The sequence below is a fragment of the Muriicola sp. genome (assembly GCF_041567615.1).
GTDB lineage: Bacteria > Bacteroidota > Bacteroidia > Flavobacteriales > Flavobacteriaceae > Muriicola.
This window is the reverse complement of the sequence record NZ_JBFGBM010000052.1, coordinates 1-14,323: the sequence shown is the minus strand read 5'-3', so window position 1 is coordinate 14,323 and position 14,323 is coordinate 1. Positions and strand designations below refer to the sequence as shown.

At 49.3% G+C, this 14,323-nt stretch carries 14 protein-coding genes and 2 pseudogenes; 10 read left to right on the top strand and 6 right to left on the bottom strand.

What is annotated here, in order from left to right; translation table 11 throughout:
* Both ABYP73_RS05390 and ABYP73_RS05385 read left to right on the top strand, forming a co-directional pair.
* A pseudogene (locus ABYP73_RS05390) lies at positions 1-149 on the top strand (polyketide cyclase); the annotation flags it as partial.
* Positions 149-529, top strand: coding sequence for a VOC family protein (locus tag ABYP73_RS05385; protein ID WP_372973673.1), 381 nt, complete (start codon positions 149-151; stop codon positions 527-529). The pseudogene ABYP73_RS05390 and the gene ABYP73_RS05385, both read left to right, overlap by 1 nt.
* Before the next feature lie 3 nt (positions 530-532).
* On the opposite strand, the gene ABYP73_RS05380 is transcribed toward ABYP73_RS05385, so the two are convergent.
* From ABYP73_RS05380 to ABYP73_RS05360, 5 genes are all read right to left on the bottom strand, one after another.
* Positions 533-1,348, bottom strand: coding sequence for a metallophosphoesterase (locus tag ABYP73_RS05380; RefSeq protein ID WP_372973672.1), 816 nt, complete (start codon positions 1,346-1,348; stop codon positions 533-535).
* Positions 1,349-1,396: 48 nt separating this feature from the next.
* Entirely contained in the window at positions 1,397-3,085 is a 1,689-nt protein-coding gene (locus ABYP73_RS05375) for an alpha-amylase family glycosyl hydrolase (RefSeq protein WP_372973671.1), read from the bottom strand.
* Positions 3,086-3,247: 162 nt separating this feature from the next.
* Positions 3,248-4,036 carry a carboxypeptidase-like regulatory domain-containing protein gene (locus ABYP73_RS05370; protein ID WP_372944650.1) on the bottom strand — a complete coding sequence of 263 codons (789 nt, stop codon included), beginning with the start codon at positions 4,034-4,036 and terminating at the stop codon, positions 3,248-3,250.
* 61 nt (positions 4,037-4,097) lie between these two features.
* Positions 4,098-5,864, bottom strand: a complete 1,767-nt coding sequence (locus ABYP73_RS05365) for a DEAD/DEAH box helicase (RefSeq protein WP_372944651.1) — start codon at positions 5,862-5,864, stop codon at positions 4,098-4,100.
* A 167-nt stretch (positions 5,865-6,031) separates the two neighbouring features.
* The gene (locus ABYP73_RS05360; RefSeq protein ID WP_372944652.1) at positions 6,032-6,619 is read right to left on the bottom strand and encodes a non-canonical purine NTP diphosphatase; all 588 of its coding nucleotides are present in this window, start codon (positions 6,617-6,619) and stop codon (positions 6,032-6,034) included.
* Between the two features lie 125 nt (positions 6,620-6,744).
* Here ABYP73_RS05360 and ABYP73_RS05355 point away from each other — a divergent pair, with 125 nt between their 5' ends.
* The 4 genes from ABYP73_RS05355 (at position 6,745) to serA (ending at position 10,681) form a co-directional block, all read left to right on the top strand.
* Complete coding sequence (locus ABYP73_RS05355; RefSeq protein WP_372973670.1) at positions 6,745-7,146, top strand: isoprenylcysteine carboxylmethyltransferase family protein; 402 nt, start codon at positions 6,745-6,747, stop codon at positions 7,144-7,146.
* Between the two features lie 107 nt (positions 7,147-7,253).
* Entirely contained in the window at positions 7,254-7,856 is a 603-nt protein-coding gene (locus ABYP73_RS05350; protein ID WP_372944654.1) for a hypothetical protein, read from the top strand.
* Between the two features lie 5 nt (positions 7,857-7,861).
* A complete protein-coding gene (locus tag ABYP73_RS05345; RefSeq protein ID WP_372973669.1) occupies positions 7,862-8,560 on the top strand; it encodes a DUF3307 domain-containing protein in 699 nt (232 codons plus the stop codon).
* A gap of 228 nt (positions 8,561-8,788) precedes the next feature.
* Positions 8,789-10,681, top strand: coding sequence for a phosphoglycerate dehydrogenase (serA, locus tag ABYP73_RS05340; protein WP_372973668.1), 1,893 nt, complete (start codon positions 8,789-8,791; stop codon positions 10,679-10,681).
* Here the strand turns inward: serA and rlmH are convergent.
* The gene (gene rlmH, locus ABYP73_RS05335) at positions 10,675-11,148 is read right to left on the bottom strand and encodes a 23S rRNA (pseudouridine(1915)-N(3))-methyltransferase RlmH (protein ID WP_372946472.1); all 474 of its coding nucleotides are present in this window, start codon (positions 11,146-11,148) and stop codon (positions 10,675-10,677) included. The genes serA and rlmH overlap by 7 nt on opposite strands.
* An 83-nt stretch (positions 11,149-11,231) precedes the next feature.
* Between rlmH and nadC the strand changes: the two genes are divergently transcribed.
* The 4 genes and pseudogenes from nadC to ABYP73_RS05315 form a co-directional block, all read left to right on the top strand.
* Positions 11,232-12,089, top strand: coding sequence for a carboxylating nicotinate-nucleotide diphosphorylase (gene nadC / locus ABYP73_RS05330; RefSeq protein WP_372946471.1), 858 nt, complete (start codon positions 11,232-11,234; stop codon positions 12,087-12,089).
* Complete coding sequence (locus ABYP73_RS05325; RefSeq protein WP_372973667.1) at positions 12,090-13,067, top strand: YihY/virulence factor BrkB family protein; 978 nt, start codon at positions 12,090-12,092, stop codon at positions 13,065-13,067. It abuts the gene before it with no gap.
* On the top strand, positions 13,060-13,494 hold the full coding sequence (locus ABYP73_RS05320) for a DUF2147 domain-containing protein (RefSeq protein WP_372973666.1): 435 nt from the start codon (positions 13,060-13,062) through the stop codon (positions 13,492-13,494). The genes ABYP73_RS05325 and ABYP73_RS05320 overlap by 8 nt, the downstream gene beginning before the upstream one ends.
* 9 nt (positions 13,495-13,503) lie before the next feature.
* Positions 13,504-14,323 (top strand): annotated as a pseudogene (locus ABYP73_RS05315) (primosomal protein N'); the annotation flags it as partial.

The window sequence follows — 14,323 nt, the reverse complement described above, 5'->3', positions numbered from 1 at the left end:
GCACGAAGGTTACCTGGGGTTTTAAGGGGAAGAACAAATTTCCTATGAGCATTATGATGCTCTTTATGAATATGGACAAAGCGGTGGGCAAGGATTTTGAAGAGGGACTGTCTACACTTAAAAACAAACTCGAAACAAATACACAGTAATGGATACAAATATGGTAGGCTGGTTCGAGCTCCCTGTGGAGGATATGGACCGAGCAAAAAAGTTTTATGAGGCTGTATTTGACGTTCAAATCCACGTTCAGGATTTCAATGAGTTACTGATGGGCTGGTTCCCGTTCGCAGATGGAAAACCCGGTGCCATGGGTTCACTGGTAAAACACCCTGATTTTTATTACCCCAGCAATACTCAAGGCCCACTGCTCTATTTTTCCTGCGAGGACGTAGCCGTGCAAATAGGCAGGATTGAGAAAGCAGGTGGAAAGATCCTTCAAACCAAAAAGCTGATCAGTGAAGATGTGGGGTATATGGGCCTGTTCCTTGATTCGGAAGGGAACCGTATCGCCCTCCACTCCCGTCAGTGAAATTCACAGGTAAAAGATAGGTGCCTCTGCCCGGGCACCAAAGCGGATGGGAATATAACTGGTTCCTACTCCTTTGGAGACATACATTCGTGATTCTTCGCTCTCATACCATCCATCGAGGTATCTGCCGCTTCCTCCGGGTTTGTAGAATTCCTTTCCAAAGAACTGGATCTGCCCCCCGTGCGTATGGCCGCAAAGGATGAGTTTGATCGGGATCTTCAGTTTTTTGTTCAGCAGGTCTATTGTATCCCTGTATTCAGGGCAGTGATTCAGGATGACGGTTTCCAAGGAAGGGTCGGCCTCTGAAACAGCCTTGGAGTAATCCGGAGAACCGTTGAGGAAATCATCTATCCCCGTAATGTTGAGTCTCCGATCTCCTTTCACAAAAGGGACGGTTTCATTCACCAGTAATTTCCCGTTGTATTTCCCAAAGAGTTTTCGGTAATCCTCATGGGTGATCTTTCCGTCGTATTCCTTATTTCCCATGATGACCACTTTGGGAATCTCTGAGGGTATCATCCTGAGGAATTCCTCCAGCAGGCCCAATTGTCTTGGGTGGTTGATGGAATCCCCGGTGAAGCAAAGCAGGTCAGGTTCTTCGCGCTTTATCCGGCGGGCAATCCAGCCGTGGTAAGCCTTGATCTCTCGAATATGGAGGTCCGTGAACTGTATCAGTTTGATATAGGGGCTTCTGTCTTTTCTTATATCGTGACGCGACCAATCTACCAGATAGGTCTCTATCCAGAAGGCATCCAGAAAAATTAATCCCGTAATGCCGAGAAATGATAGGATTATGAAATTCCGTCTGCTGATCTGCATCTCAAAAGAAGTTAGTCCAAATCGCAATACTTCCCGTTCCTGACAGGATTACCTGGCGAGCTCAATCAGCGCAACGGAGTAAGGATTGTCCAGGGTCACGCGACCATTCTGGACTTCAACAAGGGTTTCGGAATAGGTGTCGTACAATTGGGTGCCATCCCCGAAAAATCCCTTTACCCAGAGGGATTTCTTTCCCTTGGGCAGGTCGAGTCCGACAACTACCTTGTCCCTGTACTCCCCGTCGGTAAAAGTCCGGCTGAACACATAGGGTTTTTTGGCCAGTCGCTTGTGTTTTCCGGCACCTATGGCAGGATGTCTGCTCCTGAACTTGCCCAGTTTCTGCCAGTGGGTGAGTACTTCCCTTGTGGAAACACTGTCCAGTTCACCCCAATTCATAAAGGATCTCAGGGTGGCGTCACCTTCTGTCCCTTCAATGGTGAGGTCTCTGGAGGTCTCATCCCCGTAATAGACCTGAGAGGTCCCCGGAGTGAGCAGCAATACATTCGCCGCGTGGAAGGGTTGTTTGCGGTCCTTGTCGAAAGGACTGCCGTCATCATGAGAGGTCAGGTAATTGAGTACCCCAATGCCTTCTAATTTGGTGTGCAGCAGGTTGCTGTATTTTTTGAAGATCTGCTCATAATTCTTGTGGGCATCGGTCTTGAGTTCAAAATTGATCAGGCTTTGAAAGCCGTGGTTGAAATAATCGACCTTTTTATCCCCGAAATCGAATTCCCTCCCACCGGAGATCCCGTAGTTGTATACTTCTCCAACCATATAGAAAGGGGTGTCATCCAGTACCTGATCCGGATGTTTCTTCTTCCAGGTTTCGAAGGCGTAGGAAGCTTCCTTGTACAGTTCTGCCCATGCCTTTTCATCAGCGTGCTTTACTGTATCCACCCTGAAGCCATCGATCCCGAGCTCATTGACGTAGTCTGTCAGCCATTTGATGATATAAAACCTGGGAGCCCTCGGATACCCGGTCCTGTCAAAGAACAGCTGTAATTCATCGAGTTCCATGCTCAGTCGGCCTTCCTCTTTCCATTTGGCAAGAAGGGCATCCGGAAGATCAACGGGCGTATCCTTGGCGGTCTGTATATCAGGCAGATTGTCTACCAGGGTACAGGCAGTGGTGGTCTCATAACTTTGAAAAGTGCAGGTGGGTTCGGTGATCACCCACTCTTCGGGCCAGACGGGATCCTGGTCTGTAACCGGCCCCGTATGGTTGAGGACCACGTCCATCAGGATACGAATACCTTTTTTATGAGCCTTTTTGACCAGGGTTTCCAGGTCCTTCCTCGTCCCGAAATTGGGATCGAGAACGGTCCAGTCCTTGGCCCAGTAACCGTGATAGGCATAGGTGTTCCCGGTCCCTTCATCGGCATCCCCGTGTATCTGTTCCACAACAGGAGTGAACCAGATCGCATTGATCCCCAGGTCCGTGAAATATCCTTCTTCGATCTTTTGGGTGATTCCCTGCAGGTCCCCTCCCATAAATCCCCTAAGAGGTGCTGTTTCGTTGACCCGGTCGAAATTGATATCGTTTTCGGGATTACCGTTGTTAAAGCGGTCCGTAAGCAGGAAATACACATTGGCGGCTTCCCAGTGGAAAGGCACTGTCTCCTCAGTAGTTTCTACCACAGGCTGGGGGTTAAGTGAGGCTTGTTCGGCAGTCTCGGGTTTCGGCTTGCAGGAGCCAAAAAGGGTCACTAAGCACAAAAAGGCCAGTGTTTTATTCATGAAGCAGCTTGTTTGAGGAATGCCTTTTATCTATGTGCTGCCGGGGATATGGTTATTCCAAGGCTACACAATGGCATCAGGCACTAAAATTTCGCCTAAAACTAAAAAATGAAACTGGATAATTAAAATTTATTTGACTGCATCAGGCAGGGATTCCGGGCCTCAATTCTTCCTGTTCAGGACCTTGTACTCCTCGTAGCAGCTGCTCATGGCATCGAGTATCTGCAGGTCATTGGCAGTCGTGATAAAGGAATTGGAAAAATTGCAGTTCGAGAGGATATCCTCTATGTCGACCTTTTCCAGTTGCAGGAGTTCCGTCAGGGTTTCCCGATCGAATTTTGAGGCCAGGAGGTCCCTGATTTCATCGTCCTCTTTGATCAGGCGGAGTTTCTTCATCTGGTTGGGTCGTTTCCCGAACAGATTTCGCAACAGGTCGGCCGGGTTCAGGATGGCGCCCAGCACCTTGGTGACGGCACTCGGATTCTTGTTTCCGGCCTCGTAACTTTTGGACAATCCTGAAATGCTGTACTGGTATGCCGTATTGATGGGCAGGTTCTTTACATCGATCTCGAGGTAACCTGTGAGCTGGTAAGGTCTCACGATGACCTCCTCCAGGGCATAGGCCAGTTCTGTCAGTGCTATTTTGGTATCCCCGAAACGAAACATATCGTTGGTCACCCGTATCTTCTGGGATTTAAAGCCGAGATAGGAGAAATAAAGGGTGTCATTTACAGCGGCCCGAATGGTAAAATCCCCTTCTGCATCTGTGATGGTCCCTATCACCTGGTTCAGGTTGACCACGTGAACACTTTCCAGGGGCTCTTCGGTCTGGGCATTGATCACCTTCGCACGGAATTCCTGCAGCATTTCCCGGGCAGGTTCGTCCTGAGCCCAAACAAGGTAAGGACCGAATGCAACGACTGCCAGTAAAATTATTTTCCTCAATTTCATGCTACAGGCACGAATAAACCAAAAAAAGTTTTTTTGAACTTCCTATTTAATATACAATTAACTAATAAAATCCATCCCTGGATTTGTTCTTTTTCTTACCGGATCTGCGGCCGCTTTTCTTCGCTTTGGATCGGCGCCCCCCGTCTTCCCTTCTCCTTTCTTTTTTCTTCCTTCGGCCTTTGTCTCTGCCTTTCCTTCCGCCGCTTTCCGGATTCTTGGATACCTCTACATTAACATAGCGGCCATCTACCTTGAAATCTCTGAACGTATTGAGGATCAGGTCTGTGAGCGAAGCATCCGTATTAAAGAAGGAAAAGCTGTCCTTTACGTCCACCCTGTTCACGTCCTCCTTCCCAACGCCGAGCGTTTCCTTGAGGAAATCCTTGAGCGACATCCAGTCGTATCCATCCTTTTCACCCACATTAATAAAATAACGCACCGAGTTGCCGCTAGGTTCCTCAGCACCAGGCATATCAGACAGGGAACCCTTGCCTCCGGCATTCTCAGAAGTGTTGAGGTCTTTCACCTTGCTGTAATAGGAATAGAAGCGGGTAAATTCAACAGAGACGATCTTTTTGATCAATTCTTCCCGATCTATCCCTTCGAGGACATCGTGTATGGCCGGGAGGTAATGGTCCACTGCTTCATTGATTTTCGTATTGCGGATCTTGCTGGCCAGATGATAGAGTTGAATCTCACAGATCTCTATCCCGGTGGGTATCTTCTTTGCCTCGAATTTCTGTTTGATGATATTCTCTATGGTCTTGATCTTTCTCAATTCACTCCTCGTGACGATGACCATGGATATGCCCGATTTTCCAGCCCTTCCCGTACGCCCGCTACGGTGGGTATAGGTCTCGATCTCATCGGGCAACTGGTAGTTGATCACGTGGGATACGTCGTCAACATCGATTCCTCTGGCTGCCACATCGGTGGCTACGAGCATCTGGATTTGATTCTTGCGGAAAGCGTTCATCACCAGGTCCCGCTGGTTCTGGCTCAGGTCGCCGTGCAGGGCTCCGGCGTTGTACCCATCCTCGATCAGTTTTTCCGCTACGCGCTGGGTATCCCTTTTGGTGCGGCAAAAGACCACGGAAAAGATCCCGGGATTAGCATCGGCAAGCCGCTTGAGAGCCTCATAACGGTCCCTGCCGCTCACGACGTAATATTCGTGTTGCACGGTGTCTACACCCGTGTTCCTCCCGCCCACGGTGACCTCCACAGGATTATACATGAATTTTTTGGCAATGGCAGCCACTTCCTTAGGCATGGTGGCTGAAAACAACCAGGTGGATTTCTCCTCCGGGGTAGTGGAAAGGATATCCTTAATATCCTCGTAGAAGCCCATATTCAGCATCTCATCGGCTTCGTCCAGGATGCAGTAATCGATCCTGGAGATATCGATCAATCCCCTGCCGATCATGTCTTTCATCCTTCCGGGGGTAGCCACGATGATCTGAGCACCCTTCTTGATCAGTCTGGCCTGTTCTGTAATACTGGCTCCGCCGTAAACAGCGACGATATTAAGGCCTTTGACGTATTTGGAATACAGCTGCATCTCATTGGTGATCTGCAGGCAGAGCTCCCGGGTGGGAGAGAGAATGATGCCCTGGGTGGTCCGACTTTCACTGTGTATCTTCTGGATCAGCGGGAAACCAAAGGCAGCTGTTTTTCCCGTACCCGTCTGAGCAAGGGCAACCAGGTCGGTCTCATCTTCCAGTAAAATGGGAATGGTTTTTTGCTGTACTTCCGAGGGGTTCTCAAATCCGAGGTCGGCTACAGCCTGCAACAGGGCTTCATTGAGCCCAAGCGCTTTAAATGAGTTCATAAACGTTACTTTACGCAATCGCAAATACGGATGTTGCATAGAGCGGTTATCGAAATAACGTTGTGGTACTCAGCGCAACACATGCTATACCAGCGGCTAAATTAAGGCGCAAAGGTACTGCTAAATCTCCATACGGCGCTGATTTATGTGAGATTTGTTTGGAGTGATCAGTTTTTGTACTCCCTTTTTTCGAGGTGTCGGAGCAATTGGGTCACCGCCCTGGCCCGGTGGCTGATACGGTTCTTTTCCTGCAGGGTGAGTTCGGCAAAGGTCTTCTCGAAACCTTTTGGACGAAATACCGGGTCATAGCCAAATCCTTTTTCCCCTTTGGGTGATTCAGTGATCTCTCCTTCCACCTCGCCCCTGAAAAGATAGGATTCCTTACCATCACAAAGGGCAATAACCGTTGTAAATTGGGCTTTCCGGTTAGTTTTATCCTGCATTTCCCTCAGGAGTTTCTCTGTGTTTTTGGCTTCATTTTTAGGAGTGCCGGCATATCGGGCTGAAAAAACGCCCGGGGCACCGTCAAGGGCATCCACCTCAAGCCCTGTATCATCTGCAAAACAGGGATATCCGTAATTTTTTAAAACAAAAGAAGCTTTCAGAAGGGCATTTCCCTCCAGGCTGTCTGCTGTTTCCTGTATCTCTTCCCGACAGCCGATGTCCTCCAGGGTCAGAAGGGTGATATGAGGGGGAAGTACCTGCCGAATCTCACGGATTTTATTGGGATTGTGGGTGGCGAAAACCAATTCCATAGCCTGGTATTTTTGAGGTCCTTAAGATTGAAAGTCAAAAATAGTAATTTTGCAACCTACCTACTGAAGACCTTATGAACTTGAGAATCCCTCCTATAGTCTTTTTTTCTCTTACAGCGTTTTTCATGTACCTGCTGGCTGAATTCCTTCCTGTGGGATATTTTGATTTCTTCGGCAGGTTGTACCTCATGGGAATCCTCCTTGTCCTGGCATTGGCGATCGCGATCACGGCCCTGATACAATTCTTGAGGGCAAGGACTACGGTGGATCCTTTACATCCGGACAAGGCATCTTCCCTTGTAACACGGGGCGTGTATTCCATTTCGAGAAATCCCCAATATCTCGCATTACTCATGGTGCTGCTGGCCTGGGGTTTATGGCTGGGCAATGCTTTCAATGTGCTGCTTGCTGCCGGATTTGTCTCCTTGATGAATCGGTTTCAGATCAGCAGGGAAGAAGCCAGTCTGCAGGAAAAGTTTGACAACGAATACCGGCAATACTGCATAAAGGTTCGACGCTGGTTCTAATTTTGGATCCCTCCGAGTCCTGCCGGAATAATAATCTCTTCGACTTATCGTTTAATTTATTAGTAAAATAGCTTATATATTATTATATTAGCTTAAATACTTATAAAATGCTGGCTATCATAACAGGGGATATTGTGAATTCCGGCTTATATCCCGCAGGTGACTGGATGCCTCGATTGAAAGAGGTGTTGAGCAGGGCCGGTAATCAGCCCAAGACATGGGATATCTACAGGGGAGACGAATTTCAGCTGAAGACCACAAAAGACAGAGCCCTGGAACTCGCTTTACAATTAAAGTCGACTCTGAAGACCATCAGGGACCTGGATGTTCGGATTGCTATAGGTTTGGGAGATGAGTCCTTTGCCGGCAACAAGATCACGGAATCCAATGGTTCGGCATACCGGAATTCGGGCCGGCTCTTCGCCGAACTGAAGTCGGGCCGGCAGTCCCTGGCGATAAGAAGTCCGTGGGCCGATAAGGATCAGACGATGAACCTCATGCTGCGTATGGCTCTCAGTTTTATGGATGAGTGGAGCACTGTTTCTGCTGAGACCGTGGCCTGGAACCTTCTGCATCCTGAAAGTTCGCAACAGGAAATGGCTTCGCACTTCAGCATACGGCAATCGGCTGTTAGTCAGCGTCTGAAAAGGGCAAGGACGGATCTGGTGCTTGAATTGCTCGAATTTTATCGTACCTTTTACAAAGAATAGCTGAAATGACCCTGTTTATTAAACTACTGCTTGCACACCTCCTGGGTGATTTTCTCCTCCAACCCGGGAAATGGGTCATCCACAAATCGGCCAATAAGATCAGATCCCCTTACCTGTATCTGCATATCCTTGTACATTTCGTGCTGGTATTGCTGCTTCTGGGCAACTATACGCATTGGCGCATCGCCCTGGTTGTCGCTCTTTCTCATTGGGTCATCGACCTGGGGAAACTCTATTCCGAACCCTTGTTTTTTAACCGGGCCAAGCCATTTCTGATCGATCAGGTGTTCCATCTGCTGATCCTATTCGGCTGTGCGTACTACGGCAACATCATAGGTCAGATAGACTACCTTTTAGGTCTGATAGACTGGGGCCTGGTGACGGCTGTTTTCTTCCTGACATACCCTTCGGCCATCATGATGAATATCCTGCTCGAAAAGATGTCGGATCAGATCTCCCTGGATCATAAATCCCTGCCCAATGCCGGGAAATACATCGGGATGATAGAGCGGCTCTTCGTCCTCATCTTTGTACTTACCGGGCATTGGGAAGGCATAGGTCTGCTCATTACGGCTAAATCCGTTTTCCGGTTCAACGACCTCAAAGAGAGCAACAGCCGCAAGCTCACGGAATACATCCTGATCGGAACACTGCTCAGTTTTGGGCTGGCCATCATTACCGGGCTTATCTATATGTCTTTTTGAACTCCCCGGAATTGTCGGTATGGCGTATCCTGGGGTAACTGCATACAGGGTAGCGAACCCGGCAGGCTTCGACCCTTGCACTGAATTTTGGAATTCACAGAAATTGAGGAGAAATACGGGATTCTTTTTGGCAAATCCCCGTAAAAATTCACGATCCTCTACTTTTATTACGGGTTGATGTGAGCCTCCTTTATTATTCCTACTTTTGCTGCTCAGAGCACCAATGACATGACCACAGTGGAGAGGAAGTATGTTTTCGATTTTGACAGTACCCTGACCAGGGTAGAGGCCCTTGATGTACTGGCTGAGATGACCCTGCAGGGTCGGGCAGACCGGGATGAGATCATCAAGGAGATACAGCATATCACGAACCTCGGGATAGACGGGGACATCTCCTTTACGGAATCCCTCGAGCGCCGGATCAGACTGCTGAAGGCCCACAAAAAACACCTGAATCCCCTCGTTGAAGAGCTGAGGAAGAAGATCTCCAAATCCATTGCCACCAACAAGGAATTCTTCGAGAAATACTCCAAGGACATTTATGTGATCTCCTGTGGATTCAAAGAGTTTATCGACCCCATCGTTGCGGAGTACAAGATCCCCTCAGAACGGGTCTATGCCAATACCTTTACCTTTGACGAGGAAGGCAATATCACAGGTTTTGACGAGGACAATGTCCTGGCCAGCCACAACGGGAAGATCGCCTGCCTGGAGCAACTCAACCTGGATGGAGAAGTTCAGGTGATCGGTGACGGATACAGCGACTATGTGATGCGGGAAGCGGGCATCGCACATAAATTTTTCGCCTACACCGAAAATGTTCACAGGGAAAAGGCCGCTTCCAATGCGGACCATATAGCCCCTAACCTGGATGAATTCCTGTTTGTGAATGACCTGCCCAGGAACCTGTCCTATCCCAAGAACAGGATTAAAATTCTGCTTTTGGAGAACGTACACCCCATCGCCTTTGATAACCTGTCAGAAGACGGTTTCTCAGTGGAATTGATAGACCGCAGTCTCTCTGAGGAGGAGCTGATCGAGAAAATCAAGGGAGTACACGTACTCGGGATTCGTTCCAAGACCCAGATCACGCCCAGGGTCCTGGATGCTGCCAACAAATTGCTGGTTGTGGGGGCCTTCTGTATAGGGACCACCCAGATAGACCTCCACTACTGTCAGAAAAAGGGCGTGGTGGTCTTCAACGCCCCTTACAGCAATACGAGATCGGTGGTGGAACTGGCCGTAGGGCAGATTATCATGCTGATGCGGAACATTTTCCCCAGGAGTGTGGAGATTCACAATGGCCAGTGGAATAAGACAGCGGAGAACTCCAGGGAGGTCAGGGGAAAAAACCTGGGGATCGTGGGTTATGGAAACATCGGGAAGCAACTCTCTGTACTGGCTGAGGCCATGGGGATGAGGGTGTATTATTACGACCTTGAAGACAGGCTGGCTCTGGGAAATGCCAAGAAATGCAATACACTGGAAGACCTGCTGAATGTTTCGGACGTGGTGTCCCTTCACATCGATGACAGTATCTCCAATCACAATTTCATAGGGGAGAGGGAGTTAGCACAAATGCGGGACGGAGCCTATTTCATCAACTTATCCAGAGGATTTGTGGTCGACATACCTGCTCTTGAAAAAGCCCTTAAGAACGGAAAGCTAGCCGGTGCCGCTATCGACGTGTATCCTGATGAACCCCGAAGAAACGGTCCTTTTTCCACTCCTTTACAGGGGATTCCCAACGTGATCCTCACCCCTCATATAGGGGGGAGCACGGAGGAGGCCCAGATGAATATAGCCGATTTTGTACCGAACAAGATCATGGATTATATCAATTCCGGGAATACGGTAGACGCCCTGAATTTCCCGAATATCCGACTTCCCAAGCAAAACAATGCCCACCGTTTCCTGCACATCCACAGGAATCTGCCCGGGGTCATGGCGCATATCAACGAGGTACTTGCCCAGTATGAAATGAATATCTCCGGACAGTACCTCTCTACCAACAAGGAATTGGGGTATGTGATCACAGACCTGGATAAGGATTACAACAAGGATGTCATCAGGGCCTTGAAAAAGGTGGAACACACCATCAAATTCAGGGTGCTTTACTGATGGTGATAGGATTCGTTCCTCAGGATGGTGAATGCCCTGTAGAGCTGCTCCAGAAAGATGAGTCGGACCATCTGGTGTGAAAAGGTCATGTTGGATAGGCTGATGCGTCCCTGAGCCCTGCTATAGACCGCTTCGCTGAAACCGTAAGGTCCTCCTATGACGAAGACGAGCTGACGGACTCCCGCATTCATATATTTCTGAAGTTCCCCGGCAAACGCTACAGAACTGTATCCCTTTCCGTTCTCGTCGAGCAGAATGACGGAATCCGAATCGCTGACAGCTTTCAGGATCACTTCTCCCTCTAGTTGTTTCTGTTCGGGTACGGATCGGTTTCTCGTATTTTTTGGAGGCTGAAGGACCTCCTGTTCAAACCGGATGTAGTGCTCCAGCCTCTTGCGATACTCCTGGATCATGGACTGCAGGCCTTTGTGATCCGTTTTCCCTACCATCAGCAGTTTTATTTTCATGGTTTAAAGGTAAAGTTTTCCGTTCTTTCGGATTCCTCCATGGCATTTGTTTTTACTAATTTTACCTCACAAATTTCATCCATATGATTTCACAGCAAGCCCTGGAACAAGAGATAAGGCAGATCATTGAGAACGGGATTCGGGAAGACGTCGGGGACGGGGATCACAGTTCACTGGCCTGTATCCCTGAAGATACGACAGGGAAGGCGCGACTGCTGGTCAAGGAAGAATGCGTGATCGCCGGGGTGGAATTCGCACGACAGGTATTCCATTACGTGGATCCGGGACTGAAGATGGAGGTGGTCATCCGGGATGGAGAGAAGGTGCGCTATGGGGATGAGGTTTTCTATGTCAGCGGTTCATCCAGGAGTATTCTGTTGGCCGAACGGCTCGTCCTGAACGCCATGCAGCGAATGAGTGCCATCGCCACTAAAACAGCGGCTTACGTGGCCCTGCTGGAAGGGACGGGCACTAAGATCCTGGATACGCGAAAGACGACCCCGGGGATAAGGGCCCTGGAGAAATGGGCCGTAAAGATAGGCGGGGGGGAGAACCATCGTTACGCCCTCTATGATATGATCATGCTCAAGGATAACCATATCGATTTTGCCGGGGGTATTACCAGGGCGATCGACAAAACGAAAAGATATCTAAGGGATCACAATCTGGATCTGAAGATCATCGTGGAGGCCAGGAACTTGAATGAGGTGGAGGAGATTCTCCGTTCTGAGGGTGTTTATCGCATCCTTTTAGACAATTTTAGTTTCGAAGACACCCGGAAGGCTGTCAGCATGATCGGCAGCCACTGCCTGACGGAATCATCGGGAGGGATCAATGAATCGACCTTGCGCAAATACGCTGAATGTGGCGTGGATTACATCTCCTCAGGAGCACTTACGCATTCGGTCAGCAATAAAGACCTGAGTCTAAAAGCCGTGTAAATGAGCAGGGAGGTTGAGGAAAAACTTGAAAAGATACCGATCCTGAACTGGGTCGTAGACCTGCTTAAGAGGATTCAACTTCCCGGTATTCATGGATTGTCTCTGTACGACCTGATGGAGATGTACATCATAGGGATCGTTCAGGGGGCACTTTCCACCAGGGCCAGTTCCATAGCCTTCAGTTTGTTTATGGCCTTGTTCCCACTCCTGATCTTTCTCATAACCCTCATTCCTTTTGTGATCCCGCTGGTAAGCGTGGGGAACCAGGATTTCGATGCCCAGTTCCTGAGATTCCTGGAAACATTCCTGCCTACAGCGACCGGGGAATACTTCGGAGAGATCTACACCCAGATCAAGGACCAGAAACAGGGAGGGCTGTTATCCTCGGCCTTTGTGCTGTCCATTTTCCTGATGACCAACGGGGTGAATGCGATTTTCGGCGGATTCGAGACGTCCTATCACATCGACCTTACCCGCAATTTCTTCAAGCAATACGCCTATGCCCTAATGGTGGGGATTATCCTGTCACTCCTTCTGATTGTGGGAGCGGTGGCCTTTGTGTATTTTGAGTATACCCTGGAATACCTCAATGTGTGGGCGGCCGAATCCCAAGGCGTTGAATTGGACTCCAATGAACTGGTAGGAGCGAGAGCAGGCAAGATCCTCTTTTTCGCCGTGTTGTCCTACTTGACCACGGCCATCCTGTATTATTTCGGTACCTCCCAGGGTAAGCAGGCCCGGTTTTTTTCTTACGGGGCTTTGATGACCACCCTTTTGTTTCTGCTGACCTCTTATCTTTTCGGGGTGTACATCGAAAAATTCGCCAGGTATAACGAACTCTACGGAGCCCTGGGGGGATTGCTTATCCTCATGGTCTACATCTGGCTGAACTCCAATATCCTCCTTCTGGGATTCGAATTGAACGCCTCCCTGACGAAACTGAGGGAGAATGTAAAATCAACAAGTAAAAATGCGTAAAGAAGGCCTGTTTTTCTTATTCCTTTTTTTGTCGATGAGCGGCCTAAGGGGCCAGTCGGTCCTGGGGTACTGGAAGACCATTGACGATGTGACGGACAAACCCAAATCCATTCTGGAGATCTATGAGGAGGAGGATGGGCTGTCTGCCCGGGTGGTGGAGATCCTGGTCGATGGCAGGGAGAACGCCTTGTGTGTGAAATGTAAAGGCACCAGGAAGAATAAGCTCATCAGGGGGATGAATGTGTTCGAGGACCTGAAGAAACTGGATGAATATACCTATGGAGAGGGAGAGATCCTCGACCCGGAGACCGGGAAGGAGTACAGGGTAAAAATATGGATCGACCCGGAAAAACCGGATCGGCTAAAAGTCAGGGGTTATATCGCCTTTTTCTTCAGGACGCAGACATGGACACGCGTATCACCCTGAATCATACTTATGGAAGTATTTGCAGATGTCATATTGCCCATCCCCCTTGAAAGGCTGTTCACCTACCGTCTCCCTGACGGATTGGCTGTGGATCTGGAAAAAGGAATGCGCGTCGCCGTGCCTTTTGGGAAATCCAAGATCTATACGGCTCTGGTATACAGGATCCACACGGATCCCCCGGTGGTCTATGAGGCCAAGGACATCCACGAGGTCATAGACAAGGTTCCCCTGGTGAATGCCGTGCAGATGGAGCACTGGAAGTGGATGGCCTCCTATTATATGTGTACCCTCGGGGAGGTATTCAGAACAGCTGTACCCGGTGCATTCCTGCTGGAAAGCGAGACCCTGGTGCTCAGGAACGGGGAGAAGGAATGGGATGATCAACAGGTCAGCGATCAGGAATTTATGGTCCTGGAAGCCCTGGAACATCAGACATCCCTGAAGATACAGGAGGTCTGTGACATCCTGGAACGCAAGACCGTCCTGCCCCTGCTTCACCGCATGTACGAAAAAGGCCTGATACAACTAAGGGAAACCCTGCACGACCAGTACACACCTAAATATGTACGCACCGTCACCCTCAACCCCAAATACGAATCCGAGAAAGACCTGAATGACCTCCTGGACGAGCTAAACAGGGCTCCCAAGCAGAGGCAAGTACTGCTTACCCTTTTTCAGTTAAGAGCGGTCTCGAGGCTTCCTTTGTCGGCCTCTGAGCTTCAGAAAAAAAGCGGCACTTCTGCCGGAGTGATACGCGGACTCATAGACAAAGACATCCTGCTCGAAAAAAAGATACGCACGGACCGAGTTACTTATGAAGGAGACACCG

Coding starts and splice junctions, on each gene's coding strand:
- ABYP73_RS05370 (WP_372944650.1), bottom strand. CDS start 4,036: ATGAAATTGAGGAAAATAATTTTACTGGCAGTCGTTGCATTCGGTCCT.
- ABYP73_RS05360 (WP_372944652.1), bottom strand. CDS start 6,619: ATGGAATTGGTTTTCGCCACCCACAATCCCAATAAAATCCGTGAGATT.
- ABYP73_RS05325 (WP_372973667.1), top strand. CDS start 12,090: ATGAGCAGGGAGGTTGAGGAAAAACTTGAAAAGATACCGATCCTGAAC.
- ABYP73_RS05350 (WP_372944654.1), top strand. CDS start 7,254: ATGCTGGCTATCATAACAGGGGATATTGTGAATTCCGGCTTATATCCC.
- ABYP73_RS05380 (WP_372973672.1), bottom strand. CDS start 1,348: ATGCAGATCAGCAGACGGAATTTCATAATCCTATCATTTCTCGGCATT.
- ABYP73_RS05365 (WP_372944651.1), bottom strand. CDS start 5,864: ATGAACTCATTTAAAGCGCTTGGGCTCAATGAAGCCCTGTTGCAGGCT.
- ABYP73_RS05385 (WP_372973673.1), top strand. CDS start 149: ATGGATACAAATATGGTAGGCTGGTTCGAGCTCCCTGTGGAGGATATG.
- serA (WP_372973668.1), top strand. CDS start 8,789: ATGACCACAGTGGAGAGGAAGTATGTTTTCGATTTTGACAGTACCCTG.
- ABYP73_RS05355 (WP_372973670.1), top strand. CDS start 6,745: ATGTACCTGCTGGCTGAATTCCTTCCTGTGGGATATTTTGATTTCTTC.
- ABYP73_RS05320 (WP_372973666.1), top strand. CDS start 13,060: ATGCGTAAAGAAGGCCTGTTTTTCTTATTCCTTTTTTTGTCGATGAGC.
- nadC (WP_372946471.1), top strand. CDS start 11,232: ATGATTTCACAGCAAGCCCTGGAACAAGAGATAAGGCAGATCATTGAG.
- rlmH (WP_372946472.1), bottom strand. CDS start 11,148: ATGAAAATAAAACTGCTGATGGTAGGGAAAACGGATCACAAAGGCCTG.
- ABYP73_RS05345 (WP_372973669.1), top strand. CDS start 7,862: ATGACCCTGTTTATTAAACTACTGCTTGCACACCTCCTGGGTGATTTT.
- ABYP73_RS05375 (WP_372973671.1), bottom strand. CDS start 3,085: ATGAATAAAACACTGGCCTTTTTGTGCTTAGTGACCCTTTTTGGCTCC.